Origin of the sequence: Thalassobium sp. R2A62, from assembly GCF_000161835.1 — a bacterium.
Taxonomy (GTDB): domain Bacteria; phylum Pseudomonadota; class Alphaproteobacteria; order Rhodobacterales; family Rhodobacteraceae; genus Thalassobium.
Genome location: NZ_GG697169.2, coordinates 1,103,055 through 1,122,968, shown reverse-complemented (window position 1 = coordinate 1,122,968; position 19,914 = coordinate 1,103,055). Strand labels below are relative to the sequence as shown.

Here is a 19,914-nt window from a genome sequence, read left to right as displayed (position 1 = left end):
ATGGGCGAGCCTGTGGTCATGTATTGTGTCGGTGCGACCAAGGCGGGAACGTCTTGGTTGTATCGCTATTTGCATGGCCGCGATGATTGCCATTTTCGGTCCGTCAAAGAGCTGCACTACTTTGATACTTTTGAGGCCGATGCTCGCGACAAGCAGCTGCAGCAATTTCTAACGGGGCGCGATCGGTTCGTGAAAACACGTGTTGAAGCAGAGCAAGCCAAAAAAGGGTGGAAAGTCCGCAATATGGATCGCCGCATCGCAGATATGGACGAACTGATCCGCGTGATCGGTGGCGTGCGCGATCGTGATGCGGCCTATATCGACTATTTGCACAGTGGGATCGACGGCCAGCGGTTAGTTGGTGACATGACACCTGGCTATTCGCTGCTGGACGAAAACATGTACCGCCAAATGGAACAGGCGAGCCCGAACACGCGGTTTGTATTTTTGATGCGTGATCCGGTTGAGCGTCTTTGGAGCCATGTACGGATGCAGGCCAAACGGTTCTTGCAACCAGGCGAAGAGGTCGAAATCAAAGCGGGTCGTATTTTGAACCGCACCGTGAACAAGGGCCAAGAGACGCATATCCCCGCAAGAGGGGACTACCGCGGTACGGTCCAAAGGCTGCGCGCGGCACTGCCACCGGGCAAGCTGCTTGTTGAATACGCAGAGAACCTGTTGACCGAGGCGGGGCTAAAACGGCTTTGCGCGTTTCTAGGTTTGCCGATGCAAGCGGCCGAAACCCAAGAACGGGTCCACGAAGGCATCAAGATTTCACTAGACGATGAACAGCGCAGTCAAACAGCGCGGTTCTTGGAACATCAATACGAATGGGCGGCCCAGAATGTGGGCCCTCTGCCAGAAGCTTGGCAGAACAACCTTGCGAGGGTTTAGACTATGATGGACGGCACCAAAGGGTTCGAGGATGCGCTGACTGGCGAGCAGCAGATCCGCAACTTCAACATCAACTTTGGCCCGCAGCACCCTGCGGCACACGGCGTTTTGCGTCTCGTGCTCGAGCTGGACGGCGAGATTGTTGAACGGTGTGACCCGCACATCGGCCTGCTTCACCGCGGCACAGAAAAGCTGATGGAGAGCCGGACCTATCTGCAAAACCTGCCGTATTTCGACCGTCTGGACTACGTCGCTCCGATGAACCAAGAGCACGCTTGGTGTTTGGCGATCGAGAAGCTGACCGGAACCGAAGTGCCACGCCGCGCGTCGTTGATCCGCGTTCTCTATTCTGAAATTGGCCGCGTGTTGAACCACTTGCTGAACGTCACGACACAGGCGATGGATGTTGGCGCGCTGACGCCACCGCTCTGGGGTTTTGAAGAGCGCGAAAAGCTGATGGTGTTTTACGAACGTGCCTGTGGCGCACGTCTGCACGCGGCGTATTTCCGTCCTGGTGGCGTGCATCAGGACCTGCCTGATGATCTGATCGAAGAAATCGACTCATGGGCCACTGAGTTCCCAAAGGTTCTCGCAGACATCGACGGCTTGCTGACTGAAAACCGTATTTTCAAACAGCGAAATGCTGATATTGGCGTCGTGTCCGAGCAAGAAATCCTCGACTGGGGCTTTTCCGGCGTCATGGCGCGCGGTTCTGGTCTCGCTTGGGACCTGCGCCGTTCGCAGCCTTACGAATGCTATGACGAGTTTGACTTTCAGATCCCAGTGGGTGTGAACGGTGACTGCTATGACCGGTATCTGTGTCGCATGCAGGAAATGCGTGAAAGCGTTAAGATCATCCACCAAGCGGTTGCCAAGCTGCGGGTAGAAAAGGGTGACGTCATGGCGCGGGGCAAGATGACCCCACCGACGCGCGGCGAGATGAAAACCTCGATGGAAGCGCTCATCCACCACTTCAAACTTTATACCGAAGGCTTCCACGTCCCCGAGGGCGAAGTCTACGTTGCTGTTGAAGCTCCAAAAGGCGAATTTGGGGTCTACCTCAAAGCGGACGGCTCGAACAAACCATATCGCGCCAAGCTGCGTGCGCCGGGTTACCTGCACCTGCAAGCGATGGATCACATCTGCAAAGGTCACCAACTGGCCGACGTTGCTGCCATCATCGGCACGATGGACGTCGTATTTGGCGAGATTGACCGCTAATGAACCAATGGGTTGCATATAATGGACAGGCGGTTCGCTCGCACGGAGGCGACGCATGAGCATCGTCAACTTGTTGGCCATTGCGGCCTTTTTAGGGGCTTTGCCATTGTTTTGGCTGGCCTACCGTTTTGCGACCAATCCAGTGATTGCGATGGATGATGTGGCCCACCATCTCGAACATCTGCCGGCGGTTATGGCGGGACGCTATGCTGTGCTGGGGTTCTTTGCTATTGGTGCGGCGTTCACGATGAACGCGTGGATCATTGCTTATATCTATGCCGGTTTTGCGGCCATGGGATTTTATGACGGGTCGGTTTACGCCCGAGCGAACTTAAATACGACGAAACATGTACGGGCCGGCGTGCTCTCTGCTGTTGTGGCAGGGATCGCTTTGGTCTTGGCACTGACGACAGGATAATACGAATGCTACGCCGTCTTCATCACGAACAGCCTGACAGCTTTGCCTTTACGCCAGCGAACCAGAAATGGGCCGAGGCGCAAATCACGAAATATCCCGAAGGCCGTCAGGCCAGCGCGATCATCCCGCTGTTGTGGCGCGCTCAGGAACAAGAGGGCTGGTTGACCCGCCCGGCAATCGAGCATGTATCGACCATGCTGGATCTTGCGTTCATCCGCGGTCTCGAGGTCGCATCGTTCTATTTCATGTTCCAGTTGCAGCCCGTTGGTTCGGTCGCACACATCCAGATTTGCGGCACGCTGTCTTGCATGATCTGCGGTGCAGAGGATCTGATCGGCGTCTGTCAGGACAAGATCGCCGCGAAACCGCATCATTTGTCGGCTGATGGCAAGTTTTCGTGGGAAGAAGTCGAATGCTTGGGTGCCTGTGCGAACGCACCAATGGCCCAAATCGGCAAAGACTATTACGAAGACCTGAACACTGAGCGTTTGGTCGAGATCATTGAAGAACTGGACGCAGGCAAAGTGCCAACTCCGGGTCCGCAGAATGGTCGCTTCGCAGCCGAGCCATTGTCCGGTCTGACAAGTCTGACGGAATACGACAGCGGCAGGACCCAGTACAATGCGTCTGCCCAGCTCGCCACAGACATCGGCGATACCGTTCAGCGTATCGACGGGACCGAGGTGCCATTGTTGGCGCCGTGGCAGGGTGGAGCATCCAAGACAAAGGCAAAAGCCAAGCGTAAAGCCGCAACCAAGCCAAAGGCTGCCGCAAAGTCTGCAGCAGCGAAGGCCCCGAAACCAGCAGCGACAAAAAAGCCTGCTGCTGCAAAAGCTCCGGCTAAGGCCGCGACCAAGCCTGCTGCCGAGAAAAAGCCACGGACTATGACCGCCCCGCGCAAGTCGGGTGCTGATGATCTCAAACTAATCAGCGGTGTTGGTCCAAAACTCGAAGGCGTGCTCAACGAAATGGGCTTTTGGCATTTCGATCAGGTTGCCAAGTGGACCAAGCAGGAGGTGTCTTGGGTTGACGAGCGGCTAATGTTCAAAGGCCGCATCGAGCGTGACGAGTGGATTAAGCAGGCCAAGAAACTGGCCAAGGGGTAACGCATGAAAGATTACACAGAAATGTTCGAAGCCCATGACGAACAGCGCGATCAGCGGCTGCGGAATGGGGAATATTTGGCGGACATTCTGTGGAATTACGTGCAACCTAAATCGGTCATCGATCTGGGGTGCGGCTTAGGGTTCTTTCTCAAAGCCTGCGAAGCCAAAGGGGCTTCGGTCCACGGCGTTGATGGTGATTGGGTCGAGCCGCTCAAACCGGAAATCGACAAAGACAATTACACGATCCACGATCTGAACACGCCTTTTTCTGCCGACAAACGGTATGACATGGCGTCCAGCATCGAAGTCGCAGAGCACCTGATCCCAGAGCGGTCAGAGGCGTTCGTGGCCGAGTTGTGCGCGTTGTCTGATGTGGTACTTTTTTCAGCAGGCATTCCAGGGCAGGGCGGATCTGGTCACATCAATCTGCGTTGGCAGGATGCATGGGCTCGGATGTTCGCTGAGCATGGCTACAACACTTATGATCCAGTACGTCGCAAGATGGCCGGCCATAACGATGCGTTCTATTGGTTCACGCAAAACACGCTTTTGTTCGCAAAAGACGGCGCCAAGACCTTAAAAGTGTTGGAAGAGCACCGTATCGAGCCAAATGCAGCGTCTTATGTCGCCAAAATCCCTTATAATCGGCGCGTAAAGTCGTTTAAGAAGAAGGTCGCAAGATTTAGAGACGGCAATTAAGTCGTCCGGCATTTGCGCGGTAAAACATTAAGACCCGAAACTGGGTCACATACGGAGAGTGATGAAGATGAATGATACAGCACCAAAGGGCACAGGCATTATTGCTATTGCGGCCCTGTTTGGCGTCGTGGCTGCGGGCGTAGCCTATGTAGCTTATGAATATGCGTTTCTTGGCGCGGCCTTTATTGGCCTGCTGGTCGCCGCGATTGTAGCGATCTTGCTGATGTTAGGGTGGCGCGAACCTGCTGCTGACCCAAAGGGCGCTAGCAGCATTGATGGCGCAAATGCTGGGTCGGGCTCTTCGACTTCGGCTGCCGCATCGGCATCTACTTTGGCGACAACATCGGCAGCAACTCCAGCTGCGGTTGCTGCAGCTCCTGCTACAACGACCAAGCCTAAGGCCGCGGCCAAACCCAAAGCTGCCGCCAAGCCTAAAGCGCCCGCTAAAGCTGCTGCTGCAAAGGCACCAGCACGCAAGCCTGTATCGGCGACCGGCAAACCTGAGATGCTGACTAAGGCTCGTGCAGGTGGTGCAGACGATCTCAAAGAGATCAAAGGTGTTGGTGCAAAGATGGAGCGTATGCTCAACTCGATGGGCGTCTATCACTTTGATCAGGTCGCTGGCTGGCGCAAGAAAGAAGTCGAATGGGTTGATGACAACCTTGAGGGCTTCAAAGGTCGCGTAAGCCGTGACAACTGGGTTTCTCAGGCCAAGACACTCGCTAAGGGTGGCAAGACTGAGTTCTCGAAGAAAGTCTCCAAAGGTGGAGTCTACAAGTAAGCCATGAAAACCGAACAAAACAGTGAGACATCTCGGATTGGACGCCGCATCGCGGTGGTGATTGCAGGGACGGGGCTGTTTTGGATCGGGGCGACATGGATAGGGGGGCAAATGGGGCTAAGCCTTCGGGTGCGTGCGCTGTTTGACCTCATTGCTTTGGCCGGTTTCGGCTGGGCATTATGGATGACTTATCGTATCTGGCGGTCGCGCCAGGACTAACAAAGGACGAGCCCGTTATGCTCAAGGACGAAGACCGCATTTTCACCAATATCTACGGCATGCACGACCGCTCTTTGAAGGGTGCACAGAAACGTGGGCATTGGGATGGAACAGCCAAGATCATCAAGAATGGTCGCGACTGGATCATTGACCAGATGAAGGCATCTGGTTTGCGCGGTCGCGGCGGCGCGGGTTTCCCAACGGGCCTCAAGTGGTCGTTTATGCCCAAAGAGAGCGATGGCCGCCCTGCGTATCTGGTGGTGAACGCTGACGAATCCGAACCGGGTACATGCAAAGACCGCGAGATCATGCGCCATGACCCGCATACATTGATCGAGGGCTGCTTGATTGCGTCATTCGCGATGAATGCAAACGCCTGCTACATCTACATTCGCGGCGAATACATCCGCGAAAAAGAAGCGCTCCAAGCTGCGATCGACGAAGCGTATGACGCAGGTCTCGTCGGCAAGAACGCTGCGAAAACTGGTTGGGATTTTGATATCTATCTGCACCACGGTGCGGGTGCATATATTTGTGGCGAAGAGACTGCGCTTCTCGAAAGCCTTGAGGGCAAAAAGGGTATGCCGCGGATGAAGCCGCCATTCCCTGCGGGGGCGGGTCTCTATGGCTGCCCAACCACAGTGAACAACGTCGAATCTATTGCTGTTGTGCCGACAATTCTGCGCCGCGGTCCTGAATGGTTTGCGGGCTTTGGACGTCAGAACAACGCAGGCACCAAGCTGTTTGCGATTTCGGGTCACGTAAACAACCCATGTGTTGTCGAAGAAGAGATGTCGATCAGCTTTGAAGAGCTGATTGAAAAACACTGTGGTGGCATCCGCGGCGGTTGGGACAATCTCAAGGCCGTCATTCCGGGTGGATCGTCAGTGCCATGTGTGCGCGGCGAGCACATGAAAGACGCGATTATGGACTTTGACTATCTGCGCGGCGAGCTGGGCTCGGGCCTAGGTACGGCAGCCGTGATCGTCATGGATCAGTCAACTGACATCATCAAAGCAATCTGGCGTCTGTCCAAATTCTACAAGCACGAAAGCTGTGGCCAATGTACGCCTTGCCGTGAAGGTACGGGCTGGATGATGCGCGTCATGGACCGTTTGGTCAAAGGCGATGCTGACCCAGAGGAAATCGACATGCTGTTTGATGTGACCAAACAGGTCGAGGGCCACACAATCTGTGCGCTCGGCGATGCTGCGGCGTGGCCGATCCAAGGTTTGATCCGCAATTTCCGCGACGAAATTGAAGATCGCATTGCGCACAAACGCTCGGGTCGTGTCGCGGCCGAGTGATCGCAAATGATGACTATGCAAGACCTTAAAACGCGTGCCTCTGGCGCGCGTTTTTTCGTTTCTTCGGCTGTCGTGCTTTCGGCGTTGGGGCTGGCCGCATGCGCTGCATCGGTACCTTCGCCCTCGGAACGCTGTGATCGGGCAGACGTTCCAGCGTCCAATTGCACCTATAGTCTGAGCGAAGACATTCGAGACGGGTTGTGATCGCAGAACGGATCGGGCCATAGTTGGCGCAATGTATGTAAGGGTTTCTCAGCTTCTTGGCCGCAGTGGCCTCTATCGCGATTTGCGGCTTGCCCGCGTGGTTCACTTATCAGGCGGTGCAGTTCCAAATCGCGCCGACTTGGGCCTATGCGGCGGCGGGGGCCTTGGCCGCTGTTGGGGTTTTGATGACCGTGTCGTTCCTTAGCAAAGCATTCTCTGGCGTTTCAACCAGCCGCGAACGCCGCCACAGATGAAACAACCCGCTGGACATCATCTCGCTGAACTCAACATTGGTCGACTATTGGCGGATGTAGATGATCCGCGCGTTGCGGATTTCATGAATAACCTTGACCGGATCAATGGCTTGGGCAAACGAATGCCTAGTTTTGTCTGGATGTCAGAAGGGTCGGGCGAACCTGGCACTGGCAATACCGAGATGAAGATCGCGGGTGATCCACGGTTCATCGTTAACATGACCGTCTGGAGCGATGCGGTGAGCCTCAAAACGTTTGTGTTTGATACGCTGCACGCCAAGTTCATGGAACGCAAAGCCTAATGGTTCGAGATATTGGGCGAACAACATTTAGCAATGTGGTGGGTGCCTGAGGGTCACGAGCCAACATTGGAAGAAGGGCTGGCAAAGCTGGCGCTGCGGGAACGAGATGGCGATACAGTCGCGGCCTTTGGTTGGAAGACGTTGAATACCCATCTGAAAGAGATCGAATGATTTCCGCTTAAAAACAGGGGTTTGGGCTCTCGTTATTGAATAACATCGGCAAAACACCTTGATATAACTCAGATAAACGCTCGAAAACGGGCAGTCCTGAGGTGAGAGTCATGAATACGTTAAAACCAACCCGCACGATTAAATCCGTCGTTCTAGCGTCGGCCGCCGTGGTCATTATGACAGGCGCACATGCGTTGCCGAAACTAGGCGAAGTTGAAGTTGTGAACGAAGGCCTGCGGTCTGTCGCAATTGCTGGCGAGATCCGTGACAACTGTGGATCAATCAATGCGCGGTTGATGCGTGCTGTCAGTTTTTTGCGTAGCATCGAAAACTATGCTGAGGCCCAAGGGTATTCCAGCACTGAGATTGATGACTTTGTCAGCGATAAAATTGAGAAAAACCGGATCAAGGCAGAAGCGGCTAGCTATCTGGCGGAACGGGGCGTGGTCAGCGGCGACGAGGCCAGCTATTGTGCACTAGGACGCGATGAGATTTCCGCCGAAAGCGCGATCGGCAACTTGCTAAGGGGCAGATAAGACATGAAATTCTTGGGAATGGGGGCTGCGGCCTTGTTGATGTCGGCGAGCGTGGTACAAGCTGCGATCACCGATGATCCAAAAATTCAAAGCGCGATGCTGACGTCCGAAGGAGCGGCACGAGTGATTGTGGGCTGTCCGAGCATTGGCATGAACGCAAACGCGATGTCCGCATTGGTCGAAGAGCTGACCAACCATGTGAATTCTCAGGGTTACAGCGCGAATGAGGCTGGTCTTATTCAGTCCGAGGCATTCCGCAGTCAAATTTCCAACAGCATCGACCAATTCATCACGAATGAAGGGTTTGATCCAAAGACCGAAGAAGGTCTCTGTGGCTTTGGTGCATCCGAGATCGCTAAGGGAAGCAAAATAGGCCAAATGCTGAACTAACACAGCGTTCTGTACCGTTCTGATATTCGCCGCGATTCCATGAAAATGGGGTCGCGGTTTTGCGTTCTATCGGGACTATGCCCAAGTGGTTTCAAAAACCTGTTAAATCAGGGTGCAAAATTGGCGCAATAGGCGCTTACACACTGGCATCCCGCGCATGAGTTGGTTAGAAAGCCGCCAGCTACCGATGCGTGTTCGCGTGTTCGGTTATTGGGAACACTTTGGCGGGCCACCGCGCCCCGCCTTCAGAAGATAGGCTTGCTCATGTCTGATCTGCGCAAAATCAATATTGATGGCAACGAGATCGAGGTGGATGGGGCTATGACCCTGATCCAAGCATGCGAAGAAGCTGGCATCGAAATTCCGCGCTTTTGCTACCACGAACGTCTGACCATCGCAGGCAATTGCCGTATGTGTTTGGTCGAGGTCGTAGGTGGCCCACCCAAGCCTGCCGCATCTTGTGCGATGCAGGTTCGTGATTTGCGCCCGGGCCCAGAAGGCCAGGCACCACAGGTTAAAACAAACAGCCCAATGGTCAAAAAGGCCCGCGAAGGTGTGATGGAGTTTTTGCTCATCAACCATCCGCTGGACTGCCCGATCTGCGACCAAGGCGGTGAATGCGATCTTCAGGATCAGGCAATGGCCTACGGCGTCGACTTTTCACGCTTCCGCGAGCCCAAGCGCGCAACCGACGACCTGGATCTGGGTCCGCTGGTCGAGACACATATGACGCGCTGCATTTCATGCACACGCTGCGTCCGTTTCACGACCGAAGTTGCGGGCATCAAACAAATGGGCCAAACGGGCCGTGGCGAAGATGCCGAGATCACGTCCTATCTCGGTGAGACACTCGATTCTAACATGCAGGGCAACATCATCGATTTGTGCCCCGTCGGTGCGCTGGTCTCTAAGCCGTACGCGTTCACCGCGCGTCCTTGGGAGCTGACCAAAACTGAATCTATCGACGTAATGGACGCGCTCGGCTCGAACATTCGTGTGGATACCAAAGGTCGCGAAGTCATGCGGTTTATCCCGCGCAACCATGATGGCGTGAACGAAGAGTGGATTTCCGACAAAACCCGTTTCGTCTGGGACGGTCTGCGTCGCCAGCGTCTCGACACCCCGTACATCCGTGAAAACGGAAAACTGCGTGCAGCAGGTTGGGCCGAGGCATTGACTGTGGCGGCAACCGCGATGAACGGCAAAAAGGTTGTGGGTCTCGTTGGCGATCTTGCCCCGACCGAAGCGGCTTATGCGCTCAAAGCGATGATTGAAGGGCAGGGCGGTTCTGTCGAGTGTCGTACCGATAATGCCAAATTGCCTGCGGGCAACCGCGGTGGATATGTTGGCACCGCCAGCATTGAAGATATCGATGCAGCAAAATACGTGATGTTCATCGGCACGAACCCCGTCATTGAGGCGCCAGTTCTGAACGCTCGTGTCCGAAAGGCATGGGTGAACGGCTGTAACGTGGATCTGATCGGTGCGCCCGTTGATCTGACATATGACTACAATCACAAAGGTGCGGACCGCGCAGCTTTGCAAACGATCCTTGATACCAAACCGACAAAAGCGATTGTTGAAAACCCGTCCGTTGTCATCATCGGCCAAGGCGCGTTGCGCGAGGCTGACGGCGAGGCGGTTCTGGCCGCTGCTATGCAAGTGTGTGTAGCGTCGAAGTCCAAACTGATGATCCTGCATTCTGCAGCAGGCCGTGTTGGTGCGATGGATGTAGGGGCCGTGACTAAAGGTGGCATGGCTGCTGCGATCGACGGCGTTGATGTTGTCTACAACATGGGTGCAGACGAAGTTGAAATCGCGGATGGCCCGTTTGTTATCTACCAGGGTAGCCACGGCGACCGTGGTGCACACCGCGCTGACATCATCCTGCCAGCGGCTGCCTATACCGAAGAGAACGGTCTCTTTGTAAATACAGAAGGCCGTCCACAGTTGGCCATGCGTGCGGGCTTTGCCCCGGGCGAGGCTAAAGAAAACTGGGCGATCTTGCGCGCTTTGTCGTCCGAGCTTGGTACAAAATTACCTTTTGATAGCCTTGCACAGCTGCGCACCGCGATGGTCGCGGATCATCCGCATTTGGCGCAAATCGATGTGGTTGCTAAAAACGAATGGCAGCCGCTCAAGACCAAGAAGTTGGGCAAAGCCAAGTTCCTGAATGCTGTTACAGACTTTTATCTGACGAACCCGATTGCGCGTGCGTCCGAATTGATGGCCGAACTCAGCGCAAACGCCAAGTCGCGGGCAAACGCCCCGATCGCGGCCGAGTAAAGGATGCGCTCCGTGGCTCTCATGACAGGCACAATTGCAGCGATCGCAGGATGCGAGCCAGTGGCTCCTTTGGCGGACGTGGCCTTTGCGCCGGGGTATCGTGGGATCGAAACACGGCTGTTGGACGGTGATTTGGTTAATTTCCGCGTGGCGATGGTTGGTGCTCGGACTGCTGAAGACGTCAGCAAATACGCAGAATGTGCTGCCGCGCAATACACGCTGATCCGTGGCTATGGCTTTGCCCGTCACGTGCGCACAAATGTGGGCGAAGAGGCCGGTCTCTGGACTGCCGATTCCGTCTATACGATCTCACCCAGCTTGCCGCAGGGTTTGAAAACAATTGACGCAGAAGTCACCGTCGCAGATTGCACGGAAAACGGAATACCGACGGTATAAGAGGCTCGGATGATTGAATTTTTCACAACCACGAACCTAGGCATGGTTCTCGTCATATTGGCGCAGTGTCTGCTGGTTTTGATCCCTCTGCTGCTGGCGCTTGCGTTCTTGATGTATGCCGACCGCAAGATTTGGGCCGCTGTTCAAATGCGCAAGGGCCCCAATATCGTGGGTGTCTTTGGCCTGCTGCAGTCCTTTGCCGACTTTCTCAAATACATCGTCAAAGAGATCGTCGTTCCAGCGGGCGCGGACAAGGCTGTGTTCTTCCTTGCTCCAATGATCTCGTTCGTTCTCGCGGTGATCGCGTGGGCGGTTATTCCGTTCAATGATGGCTGGGTTCTATCTGACATCAATGTGGCGATCCTCTATGTCTTTGCGATCTCATCGCTCGAGGTCTACGGCGTGATCATGGGCGGTTGGGCATCCAACTCGAAGTACCCATTCCTCGGCTCGTTGCGCTCTGCCGCACAGATGATTTCCTATGAGGTCTCCATCGGTCTGATCATTATCGGTGTGATCATCTCGACAGGGTCGATGAACTTTGGCGCGATCGTTGCGGCGCAAGACGGCGACTACGGATTGCTCAACTGGTATTGGTTGCCGCACTTCCCGATGGTCATCTTGTTCTTTATCTCGGCTTTGGCTGAAACCAACCGTCCCCCATTCGACTTGCCCGAGGCGGAATCGGAATTGGTCGCGGGTTATCAGGTTGAATATTCATCGACACCGTTCCTGCTCTTTATGATCGGTGAACTTATGGCTGTCGTTCTGATGTGCGCACTGATCTCGCTGCTCTTCTTTGGTGGTTGGTTGTCGCCAATTCCTGGCCTGCCTGATGGTGTGCTGTGGATGGTGATCAAGATGGGCCTCGTGTTCTTTATGTTCTCGATGGTTAAGGCGATCACGCCACGCTACCGCTATGACCAGCTGATGCGTCTGGGTTGGAAAGTATTCTTGCCGTTCTCGCTCTTTTGGGTGGTTCTGGTGTCGTTTCTTGCAAAATTCGAAGTGTTCGGTGGGTTCTACGCTCGCTGGGCGATAGGAGGCTGATATGAGCCAGATTGATTACGGTCGCGCGGCCAAATACTTTCTCTTTGCGGATTTCATCAAAGGCTTTGGCCTTGGCTTCAAATACTTCTTTTCGCCCAAGGCGACGCTGAACTATCCGCACGAAAAGGGACCACTGTCCCCGCGTTTTCGTGGCGAACATGCTTTGCGTCGCTATCCAAATGGCGAAGAACGCTGCATCGCATGTAAATTGTGCGAGGCCGTGTGCCCCGCACAGGCAATCACAATCGACGCTGAGCCACGTGATGACGGCAGCCGCCGTACGACACGCTATGACATCGACATGACCAAATGCATCTATTGCGGTTTCTGCCAAGAAGCCTGCCCAGTGGATGCGATTGTCGAAGGCCCGAACTTTGAATTCTCGACGGAAACCCGCGAAGAGCTGTACTATGACAAGGACAAGCTCCTTGAGAACGGCGATCGCTGGGAAGCCGAGATCGCGCGTAACCTCGAGATGGATGCGCCGTACAGATGAGCGACAAGAACCCCTTTAAGCAGATGATGGCGATGGGTCAGGAGTGGATGAAGTCCGCTGTTGACGGTAAATCGTCGTGGCTGCCTGATGGGTTCGAACAATTCATCCCGACCATGCCAAAAGAGATGATGGAAGCGGTGATGGGCGAGGGTGCAAGCCCTGATGGCCTTGATGCCAAGACACGTCTTTTGTTGACATTGGGTGGGATGGTTGCGACTGGCGCACCACAAGAGACACCTGTGAAATTGGCCGTGCGTCACCCACACGAAGTCGGTGCCACAGGCCAAGAGATTATTAAAACCATCGGCCAAATGTCGGCCTTTGGAGGAGCGTCTGCCATGACGACCGCAATGACTGTGGCGATGGCCGAACTAGAGAACAACAAGGAAGCGGACACATGACACCAGTTGTGATTGCCTTTTACGCCTTTGCCGTCAGCACCATTGCAGGGGGGCTGTTCACTGTGATCAGTCGCAACCCCGTGCACTCGGTGCTTTGGTTGATCCTGGCTTTCTTGTCCTCGGCCGGATTGTTCGTCCTGCTGGGCGCCGAATTTGTAGCAATGCTGCTGATCATCGTTTACGTCGGCGCGGTCGCGGTGCTGTTCTTGTTTGTTGTGATGATGCTCGATGTGGATTTCGCCGAACTTAAGGCGGAGATGTCGAAATACCTGCCGCTTGGCTTGTTGATTGGCGTGATCGTCCTGATGCAGCTTTCGTTGGCATTTGGTGTTTGGGACTATTCCGAAGGCTACCAGACACGACTTGCCGCACCAGAGGGTGACGCCATGAACACCGAAGCCTTGGGCCTGCTGCTTTATGACAAATACATCCTTTTGTTCCAGCTGGCGGGTTTGATCCTGTTGGTGGCGATGATCGGTGCGATTGTTCTGACTTTGCGTCACCGCGAAGACGTCAAACGCCAAAATATTGTGAGCCAGATTTTGCGCGATCCGGCCAAGCAGATGAAACTCAAAGACGTAAAACCAGGGCAGGGGCTGTAATCATGATTGGTCTAGAACATTATCTGACGGTCGCAGCGACCCTGTTTGTGATCGGTATCTTCGGTCTCTTTTTGAACCGTAAGAACGTCATCATCCTGCTGATGAGCATCGAATTGATGCTGCTGGCGGTGAACATCAATCTCGTTGCCTTCTCCAGTTTCCTCGGCGATCTCGTAGGGCAGGTGTTTACCCTGTTCGTCTTGACGGTTGCCGCGGCTGAGGCGGCCATCGGTCTCGCTATTCTCGTTTGTTTCTTCCGCAATCGCGGCACGATCGACGTCGAAGACGTCAACGTGATGAAGGGTTAATACCATGGAAAAGATTATCCTATTTGCCCCTCTGATCGGATCGCTCCTGTGCGGTTTCGGCTGGAAGTTTATCGGCCAGACAGCCGCACAATGGGTTTCAACGTCGCTGTTGTTCCTTGCCGCGTTCCTGTCGTGGGTCGTCTTCTTGAGCCATAACGGCACGACCGAATACATCCACGTTCTCGATTTTATCCAGTCTGGTACATTGGACACGTCTTGGGCCATTCGGATGGACCGGTTGACTGCGATCATGTTGATCGTGATCACGACCGTTTCGGCGCTGGTTCACCTTTATTCCTTTGGCTACATGGCCCATGATGAGAACTTTAAAGAGGGCGAAGTCTACCGCCCGCGGTTCTTTGCTTACCTGTCGTTCTTTACCTTTTCGATGCTGATGCTCGTGACATCTGACAACCTTGTTCAGATGTTCTTTGGCTGGGAAGGCGTGGGCGTCGCATCTTACCTGTTGATCGGTTTCTACTACCGCAAACCCACTGCGAACGCTGCTGCGATCAAAGCGTTTGTCGTGAACCGTGTGGGTGACTTTGGTTTTGCGCTGGGTATCTTTGGCCTCTATTTCCTCGCAGATAGCATCAAGTTTGACGACGTATTCGCGGCCGTGCCTACCATTGCGGAAACACAGCTTACGTTCTTGTGGCGCGACTGGAATGCGGCCGAGCTGATCGCGATCCTGCTGTTTATCGGTGCGATGGGTAAATCGGCGCAGTTGATCCTGCACACTTGGTTGCCAGACGCGATGGAAGGCCCGACACCAGTGTCCGCGCTGATCCACGCTGCGACCATGGTGACCGCCGGTGTCTTCCTCGTTTGCCGGATGTCGCCGCTGATGGAATTTGCACCAATGGCGACGAACTTTATCGTCTTCCTCGGCGCAACGACCGCCTTCTTTGCGGCAACTGTTGGTCTGGTTCAAAACGACATCAAACGCGTAATCGCCTATTCGACCTGTTCGCAGCTGGGCTATATGTTCGTTGCAGCCGGCGTTGGTGTCTATTCAGTCGCAATGTTCCACCTGTTCACTCACGCCTTCTTTAAGGCGATGTTGTTCCTCGGGGCAGGGTCCGTGATCCACGGTATGCACCACGAACAGGACATGCGTAACTATGGCGGTCTGCGTAAGAAATTGCCCTATACATTCTGGGCAATGATGATCGGTACACTCGCCATCACAGGTGTTGGTATTCCTCTTACGCACATCGGTTTCGCTGGCTTCTTGTCCAAAGACGCGGTGATCGAAAGCGCCTTTGCAGGTGGCACATCCTACGCATTCTGGCTGCTTGTGATTGCTGCGTTCATGACGTCGTTCTACAGCTGGCGCCTGATGTTCCTGACATTCTTTGGTACACCTCGTGGTGATAAACATACGCATGAGCATGCCCATGAGGGCCCGATGACCATGCTGGTTCCGCTGGGTGTTCTGTCACTGGGCGCGATCTTTGCTGGTATGATCTGGTACGATGATTTCTTTGGCAAAGAGAACGACGTCGCGGCGTTCTTTGGCACCCACCAAATCGAAGAACATGCAGCGGCTGCAGGCGCAGGCTTTAGTCTGATTGCGCCGGCCTATGCGGCGACCGAAGAGAACGATGATCACGGCAAGGATGAAAAACTAGCCAAGCAAGTGATTGGTGATGGCGCGATCTATATGGGTCCGGAAAACCACGTCCTGCATGATGCACACTATGTTCCCAAGTGGGTCAAAGTGAGCCCGTTCATCGCGATGATCTCGGGTCTCGCACTAGCGTTTTGGTTCTACATTGTGAACCCGTCATTGCCCGGTCGTTTGGCCGCAAACCAGCGCCCGCTCTATTTGTTCTTCCTGAACAAATGGTACTTTGATGAGATCTACGACTTTGTCTTTGTGAAACCTGCGATGGCGCTGGGTCGCCTTCTGTGGAAGCGCGGAGACGGCAACATTATCGACGGCAGTATCAATGGTGTGGCTTTGGGCATTGTGCCCTTCTTGACCCGCCTCGTTGGTCGCGGTCAGTCTGGCTATCTGTTCCATTACGCGTTCGCGATGGTGCTCGGGATCGCAATTCTCTTGACTTGGATGATGCTCGGTGGAGGAGCAGGCTAATGGATAACCTTCTTTCCATCGTGACCTTTATCCCGCTGTTGGCGGCGGGCATTCTGGCACTGTTCCTGCGCGGCGACGACGAAGCGGCACAACGCAATGCAAAATGGGTGGCCTTGGCTGCTACGGCGACAACCTTCCTCGTTAGCCTCGCGATTCTGGGGCAGTTTGACCCATCCGACACTGGATTTCAGATGGTCGAACAGCGCGATTGGCTGCTCGGCATGCAATACAAGATGGGCGTCGACGGGATTTCGGTTCTGTTCGTGATGCTCACAACATTCCTGATGCCACTGGTCATCGCGTCCTGCTGGGATGTGAAACATCGGGTCAAGGAATACATGATTGCGTTCCTGATCCTCGAGACACTGATGCTGGGCGTGTTCTGCGCGCTTGATCTGGTACTGTTCTACTTGTTCTTTGAGGCCGGTCTGATCCCAATGTTCCTGATCATTGGCATCTGGGGCGGTGCGAACCGCATCTACGCGTCGTTCAAATTCTTCCTTTATACCTTCCTTGGTTCGGTTCTGATGCTGGTTGCGATGGTCTCGATGTTTGCAGATGCAGGCACCACCGATATTGTGACGCTGTTGAACCACAACTTTGGATCTGAGACCTTTAACGTGCTTGGGGTCCAAGTCATCGGCGGTATGCAGACCATGATGTGGATCGCGTTCTTTGCGTCATTCGCAGTCAAGATGCCGATGTGGCCAGTTCACACTTGGCTACCTGACGCGCACGTTCAGGCGCCGACGGCCGGTTCGGTTGTTCTGGCGGCGATCTTGCTCAAAATGGGTGGTTACGGTTTCTTGCGCTTCTCGCTTCCGATGTTCCCAGTCGCTTCTGATTTGCTCGCACCACTGGTGCTGTGGATGTCAGCGATTGCGATTGCCTACACATCGCTGGTGGCACTGGTGCAGCAGGACATGAAAAAGCTTATCGCCTATTCATCGGTCGCCCACATGGGATACGTCACGATGGGTATCTTTGCTGCGAACCAGCAGGGTATCGATGGTGCGATTTTCCAGATGATCAGTCACGGCTTTATCTCGGGCGCGTTGTTCCTGTGTGTGGGCGTGATCTACGACCGGATGCACACTCGCGAGATTGACGCCTATGGCGGTCTCGTGAACCGGATGCCTGCTTACGCGCTGATCTTTATGTTCTTTACGATGGCCAACGTCGGCCTACCGGGCACGTCTGGCTTTGTTGGGGAATTCCTAACGCTGATGGGTGTGTTCCAGGTCAACACATGGGTGGCTGTGATTGCGACTTCTGGCGTTATCTTGTCGGCCTCCTACGGTCTGTGGCTGTACCGCCGCGTCGTGATGGGCGACCTGATCAAGGAAAGCCTCAAGTCGATCACGGACATGACACGCCGCGAACGCGCGATCTTTGCGCCGCTGGTTGTCATGACGTTGCTCTTGGGCGTTTACCCCGCCTTGGTCACCGACATCATCGGCCCATCGGTCGAAGCACTGGTCGGCTCATATGAAACAGCAGTGGCGGATTTCGCAGCCTCCACTCAATTCGCAGAAAACTAAGGACGGGCCTCATGATCTCGGCTGATATCCAAATCCTTCTTCCCGAAATGCTGCTGGCGATCTTCGCCATGCTGGCACTGATCGGGGCCGTCTATACTGGCAAAGACAGCACCGCACCGCTGATGACATGGATCACCAGCGCGGTGTTTGTTGTGCTCGCGTTTTGGATCGGAACCTCGGGCGAGGGCGCAAATGCTGCCTTTGGTGGCATGTTCATCGACGACGGGTTCTCGCGGTTTGCCAAAATCATGATCCTGCTCAGCGCGGCTGCGGTCCTGCTGATGTCCCAAGGTTACATGGAGAAAAAGGGCCTGTTGCGCTTTGAGTATCCGCTGTTGGTCGCTCTTTCTGTTGTCGGCATGATGGTCATGGTGTCTGCAGGTGGCCTGATGACGCTCTACATGGGCCTCGAGCTGCAATCGCTCGCTCTGTATGTCGTGGCCTCGCTGCGCCGCGATAACCTCAAGTCAACCGAGGCTGGCCTCAAGTACTTTGTTCTGGGCGCTCTTTCGTCTGGTCTGTTGCTCTATGGTGCGTCGCTGATCTACGGCTTTTCGGGCACAACCCTGTTTGCTGGCATCACCCAGGCTGCCCAAGGCGAGATCTCGTTGGGTCTGCTCTTTGGCTTGGTCTTCTTGATCTCTGGCTTTGCCTTCAAAGTTTCGGCAGCACCGTTCCACATGTGGACACCAGACGTCTACGAGGGTTCGCCGACACCGGTCACCGCGTTCTTTGCAACTGCACCCAAAGTGGCTGCGATGGGTCTATTTGCCCGTGTCGTACATGATGCATTTGGCGGCATTGTTGGTGACTGGCAGCAGATCGTTGCTGCGTTGTCAGTGATCTCGATGTTCCTTGGTGCGATCGCGGCGATTGGCCAGCGCAACATCAAACGTCTGATGGCCTATTCGTCGATCGCACATATGGGCTTTGCTCTGATGGGTCTCGCTGCTGGCACCGCCTTTGGTGTTCAGGCGATGCTGATCTATCTTGCGATTTACGTCACAATGAACATCGGCACCTTTGCGTTCATCCTTTCGATGGAAAAGAACGGCATGCCTGCTACGGATATCAACGACTTGCGCATGTATTCCAAGCGCGAGCCGCTCAGGGCCGTCGCAATGTTGATGCTGTTGTTCTCGCTGGCAGGTGTTCCTCCATTCCTCGGCTTCTTTGGCAAACTCTACGTCCTGCGCGCTGCGTATGACGGCGGTCTTGCTTGGTTGGCTGTGGCGGGTGTGGTCGCGTCGGTGATCGGCGCATTCTATTACCTGCGGATCGTGTTCTTTATGTACTTTGGCGAAGAGCCAGAGCAGGGCCTCGACCAAACACGCACACCCGTTCTGTGGGGCTTCTTGATGGCATCGGCTGCGATCATGGTGGTTGGCATCGTCAATCTCTTTGGTCTCGAGCCATTGTCCGAGGCTGCGGCGTCGGCACTTGTCAACTGATCTGACCCCATTGTGGGATGTGCCGGAGACGGCGCAATTTTGGCCAGCAGGTTATGACAGGGTCATTCTAGACCACACAGACAGCACAATGGCCGAGGCGCGGCGCATCAGCTCCAGCGCCTCGGGTCACACATGGATCCTAGCTCGCGAACAAACGGCTGCGCATGGGCGACGCGGGCGCGCATGGACCAATCCTGCGGGCAACTTTTCAGCGACGTTGTTGCTACGTGTCGACGACACCCCAGCCAATGCAGCCCTCAGGTCCTTTGTGATGGCGGTGGCGCTTCGACAAACACTTGCCATGACGGTGCCGCCCGAACAGCTCAGTCTAAAGTGGCCCAATGATGCGATGATCGCAGGCGGCAAGGTTGCGGGCATTCTGTTGGAAAGCGTGGGGCGGGCTGGTCGCGTTGACTGGCTGTCGATCGGAATTGGTGTGAACCTGACCCAAGCACCCGACGTGGCCGAGGTAGAGACCGGTGCGTTTCGCCCCGTTGCTGTTTCACAATACGGCACAGCGCCTAGTCCGCAGGATTTCTTGTTTTGGCTCGTAAGCCACTTCGCGGATCGTGAACAGTCGTTTCGCTCGTTCGGATTTGACCCAATCCGCCGCTTGTGGCTCGCCCATGCCGCCCGTCTGGGCGAGGTGATCACGGCCAAGACCACACGTGACACATTAACCGGAACCTTCGAAACGGTGGACGCGGACGGCAATCTGGTCTTAAAGACACCATCCGGCGTGCAGGCAATCCCTGCCGCGGATGTCTATTTCTAAGGAGG

General features: G+C 54.9%; 22 protein-coding genes and 1 pseudogene. All 23 read left to right on the top strand.

Translation table 11 applies throughout. From position 1 onward, the window contains the following. The 23 genes and pseudogenes from TR2A62_RS05545 (at position 1) to TR2A62_RS05430 (ending at position 19,909) form a co-directional block, all read left to right on the top strand. Entirely contained in the window at positions 1–894 is an 894-nt protein-coding gene (locus tag TR2A62_RS05545; protein ID WP_009158641.1) for a sulfotransferase, read from the top strand. A gap of 6 nt (positions 895–900) precedes the next feature. Beyond that, positions 901–2,115: an NADH-quinone oxidoreductase subunit D gene (locus TR2A62_RS05540; protein WP_150103565.1), complete on the top strand. Its 1,215-nt coding sequence runs from the start codon at positions 901–903 to the stop codon at positions 2,113–2,115. 55 nt (positions 2,116–2,170) lie between these two features. After that, positions 2,171–2,533 (top strand): hypothetical protein, encoded by a 363-nt coding sequence (locus tag TR2A62_RS05535; protein WP_009160261.1) that lies wholly within the window; start codon positions 2,171–2,173, stop codon positions 2,531–2,533. Positions 2,534–2,538: 5 nt separating this feature from the next. Continuing rightward, positions 2,539–3,639: an NADH-quinone oxidoreductase subunit E gene (locus tag TR2A62_RS05530; RefSeq protein WP_009159698.1), complete on the top strand. Its 1,101-nt coding sequence runs from the start codon at positions 2,539–2,541 to the stop codon at positions 3,637–3,639. A 3-nt stretch (positions 3,640–3,642) separates the two neighbouring features. Beyond that, positions 3,643–4,338, top strand: a complete 696-nt coding sequence (locus TR2A62_RS05525) for a methyltransferase domain-containing protein (protein ID WP_009158847.1) — start codon at positions 3,643–3,645, stop codon at positions 4,336–4,338. 67 nt (positions 4,339–4,405) lie between these two features. Then, positions 4,406–5,119 (top strand): hypothetical protein, encoded by a 714-nt coding sequence (locus TR2A62_RS05520; RefSeq protein WP_040821168.1) that lies wholly within the window; start codon positions 4,406–4,408, stop codon positions 5,117–5,119. A 3-nt stretch (positions 5,120–5,122) separates the two neighbouring features. Further along, on the top strand, positions 5,123–5,338 hold the full coding sequence (locus TR2A62_RS05515) for a DUF5337 domain-containing protein (protein WP_009159817.1): 216 nt from the start codon (positions 5,123–5,125) through the stop codon (positions 5,336–5,338). Between the two features lie 17 nt (positions 5,339–5,355). After that, entirely contained in the window at positions 5,356–6,645 is a 1,290-nt protein-coding gene (gene nuoF, locus TR2A62_RS05510; RefSeq protein ID WP_009158583.1) for an NADH-quinone oxidoreductase subunit NuoF, read from the top strand. 269 nt (positions 6,646–6,914) lie between these two features. After that, positions 6,915–7,103 carry a hypothetical protein gene (locus TR2A62_RS05500; protein ID WP_223296156.1) on the top strand — a complete coding sequence of 63 codons (189 nt, stop codon included), beginning with the start codon at positions 6,915–6,917 and terminating at the stop codon, positions 7,101–7,103. Then, positions 7,100–7,576, top strand: a pseudogene (locus TR2A62_RS05495) (DUF3291 domain-containing protein). The gene TR2A62_RS05500 and the pseudogene TR2A62_RS05495 overlap by 4 nt, the downstream one beginning before the upstream one ends. 110 nt (positions 7,577–7,686) lie before the next feature. Beyond that, positions 7,687–8,112: a DUF5333 domain-containing protein gene (locus TR2A62_RS05490; RefSeq protein ID WP_009158694.1), complete on the top strand. Its 426-nt coding sequence runs from the start codon at positions 7,687–7,689 to the stop codon at positions 8,110–8,112. 3 nt (positions 8,113–8,115) lie between these two features. Then, positions 8,116–8,502 carry a DUF5333 family protein gene (locus tag TR2A62_RS05485; RefSeq protein ID WP_009159729.1) on the top strand — a complete coding sequence of 129 codons (387 nt, stop codon included), beginning with the start codon at positions 8,116–8,118 and terminating at the stop codon, positions 8,500–8,502. A gap of 264 nt (positions 8,503–8,766) precedes the next feature. Beyond that, positions 8,767–10,788 (top strand): NADH-quinone oxidoreductase subunit NuoG, encoded by a 2,022-nt coding sequence (gene nuoG, locus TR2A62_RS05480; RefSeq protein ID WP_009159961.1) that lies wholly within the window; start codon positions 8,767–8,769, stop codon positions 10,786–10,788. A gap of 21 nt (positions 10,789–10,809) precedes the next feature. Further along, positions 10,810–11,184: a hypothetical protein gene (locus tag TR2A62_RS05475; RefSeq protein WP_040820263.1), complete on the top strand. Its 375-nt coding sequence runs from the start codon at positions 10,810–10,812 to the stop codon at positions 11,182–11,184. A 9-nt stretch (positions 11,185–11,193) separates the two neighbouring features. After that, positions 11,194–12,234, top strand: coding sequence for an NADH-quinone oxidoreductase subunit NuoH (gene nuoH, locus TR2A62_RS05470; RefSeq protein WP_009159887.1), 1,041 nt, complete (start codon positions 11,194–11,196; stop codon positions 12,232–12,234). 1 nt (position 12,235) lies between these two features. Then, a complete protein-coding gene (gene nuoI / locus TR2A62_RS05465; RefSeq protein WP_009160128.1) occupies positions 12,236–12,730 on the top strand; it encodes an NADH-quinone oxidoreductase subunit NuoI in 495 nt (164 codons plus the stop codon). After that, positions 12,727–13,131: a carboxymuconolactone decarboxylase family protein gene (locus TR2A62_RS05460; protein ID WP_009157507.1), complete on the top strand. Its 405-nt coding sequence runs from the start codon at positions 12,727–12,729 to the stop codon at positions 13,129–13,131. Before nuoI ends, TR2A62_RS05460 begins: the two co-directional genes overlap by 4 nt. After that, the gene (locus tag TR2A62_RS05455) at positions 13,128–13,733 is read left to right on the top strand and encodes an NADH-quinone oxidoreductase subunit J (protein WP_009159455.1); all 606 of its coding nucleotides are present in this window, start codon (positions 13,128–13,130) and stop codon (positions 13,731–13,733) included. The genes TR2A62_RS05460 and TR2A62_RS05455 overlap by 4 nt, the downstream gene beginning before the upstream one ends. A gap of 2 nt (positions 13,734–13,735) precedes the next feature. Continuing rightward, positions 13,736–14,041 (top strand): NADH-quinone oxidoreductase subunit NuoK, encoded by a 306-nt coding sequence (nuoK, locus tag TR2A62_RS05450; RefSeq protein WP_009157946.1) that lies wholly within the window; start codon positions 13,736–13,738, stop codon positions 14,039–14,041. 4 nt (positions 14,042–14,045) lie between these two features. Then, a complete protein-coding gene (gene nuoL / locus TR2A62_RS05445; protein ID WP_009158730.1) occupies positions 14,046–16,142 on the top strand; it encodes an NADH-quinone oxidoreductase subunit L in 2,097 nt (698 codons plus the stop codon). Continuing rightward, positions 16,142–17,683, top strand: coding sequence for an NADH-quinone oxidoreductase subunit M (locus tag TR2A62_RS05440; protein ID WP_009159799.1), 1,542 nt, complete (start codon positions 16,142–16,144; stop codon positions 17,681–17,683). The genes nuoL and TR2A62_RS05440 overlap by 1 nt, the downstream gene beginning before the upstream one ends. Before the next feature lie 11 nt (positions 17,684–17,694). Continuing rightward, entirely contained in the window at positions 17,695–19,134 is a 1,440-nt protein-coding gene (nuoN, locus tag TR2A62_RS05435; RefSeq protein WP_009159856.1) for an NADH-quinone oxidoreductase subunit NuoN, read from the top strand. Then, the gene (locus TR2A62_RS05430) at positions 19,124–19,909 is read left to right on the top strand and encodes a biotin--[acetyl-CoA-carboxylase] ligase (protein ID WP_223296079.1); all 786 of its coding nucleotides are present in this window, start codon (positions 19,124–19,126) and stop codon (positions 19,907–19,909) included. The genes nuoN and TR2A62_RS05430 overlap by 11 nt, the downstream gene beginning before the upstream one ends. The last annotated feature ends 5 nt before the right edge of the window (positions 19,910–19,914 follow it).

What these genes read in the sequence shown, in the direction of transcription:
- TR2A62_RS05545 (WP_009158641.1), top strand. Translation starts at nt 1, where the DNA reads ATGGGCGAGCCTGTGGTCATGTATTGTGTCGGTGCGACCAAGGCGGGA.
- TR2A62_RS05540 (WP_150103565.1), top strand. Translation starts at nt 901, where the DNA reads ATGGACGGCACCAAAGGGTTCGAGGATGCGCTGACTGGCGAGCAGCAG.
- TR2A62_RS05535 (WP_009160261.1), top strand. Translation starts at nt 2,171, where the DNA reads ATGAGCATCGTCAACTTGTTGGCCATTGCGGCCTTTTTAGGGGCTTTG.
- TR2A62_RS05530 (WP_009159698.1), top strand. Translation starts at nt 2,539, where the DNA reads ATGCTACGCCGTCTTCATCACGAACAGCCTGACAGCTTTGCCTTTACG.
- TR2A62_RS05525 (WP_009158847.1), top strand. Translation starts at nt 3,643, where the DNA reads ATGAAAGATTACACAGAAATGTTCGAAGCCCATGACGAACAGCGCGAT.
- TR2A62_RS05520 (WP_040821168.1), top strand. Translation starts at nt 4,406, where the DNA reads ATGAATGATACAGCACCAAAGGGCACAGGCATTATTGCTATTGCGGCC.
- TR2A62_RS05515 (WP_009159817.1), top strand. Translation starts at nt 5,123, where the DNA reads ATGAAAACCGAACAAAACAGTGAGACATCTCGGATTGGACGCCGCATC.
- nuoF (WP_009158583.1), top strand. Translation starts at nt 5,356, where the DNA reads ATGCTCAAGGACGAAGACCGCATTTTCACCAATATCTACGGCATGCAC.
- TR2A62_RS05490 (WP_009158694.1), top strand. Translation starts at nt 7,687, where the DNA reads ATGAATACGTTAAAACCAACCCGCACGATTAAATCCGTCGTTCTAGCG.
- TR2A62_RS05485 (WP_009159729.1), top strand. Translation starts at nt 8,116, where the DNA reads ATGAAATTCTTGGGAATGGGGGCTGCGGCCTTGTTGATGTCGGCGAGC.
- nuoG (WP_009159961.1), top strand. Translation starts at nt 8,767, where the DNA reads ATGTCTGATCTGCGCAAAATCAATATTGATGGCAACGAGATCGAGGTG.
- TR2A62_RS05475 (WP_040820263.1), top strand. Translation starts at nt 10,810, where the DNA reads ATGACAGGCACAATTGCAGCGATCGCAGGATGCGAGCCAGTGGCTCCT.
- nuoH (WP_009159887.1), top strand. Translation starts at nt 11,194, where the DNA reads ATGATTGAATTTTTCACAACCACGAACCTAGGCATGGTTCTCGTCATA.
- nuoI (WP_009160128.1), top strand. Translation starts at nt 12,236, where the DNA reads ATGAGCCAGATTGATTACGGTCGCGCGGCCAAATACTTTCTCTTTGCG.
- TR2A62_RS05460 (WP_009157507.1), top strand. Translation starts at nt 12,727, where the DNA reads ATGAGCGACAAGAACCCCTTTAAGCAGATGATGGCGATGGGTCAGGAG.
- TR2A62_RS05455 (WP_009159455.1), top strand. Translation starts at nt 13,128, where the DNA reads ATGACACCAGTTGTGATTGCCTTTTACGCCTTTGCCGTCAGCACCATT.
- nuoK (WP_009157946.1), top strand. Translation starts at nt 13,736, where the DNA reads ATGATTGGTCTAGAACATTATCTGACGGTCGCAGCGACCCTGTTTGTG.
- nuoL (WP_009158730.1), top strand. Translation starts at nt 14,046, where the DNA reads ATGGAAAAGATTATCCTATTTGCCCCTCTGATCGGATCGCTCCTGTGC.
- TR2A62_RS05440 (WP_009159799.1), top strand. Translation starts at nt 16,142, where the DNA reads ATGGATAACCTTCTTTCCATCGTGACCTTTATCCCGCTGTTGGCGGCG.
- nuoN (WP_009159856.1), top strand. Translation starts at nt 17,695, where the DNA reads ATGATCTCGGCTGATATCCAAATCCTTCTTCCCGAAATGCTGCTGGCG.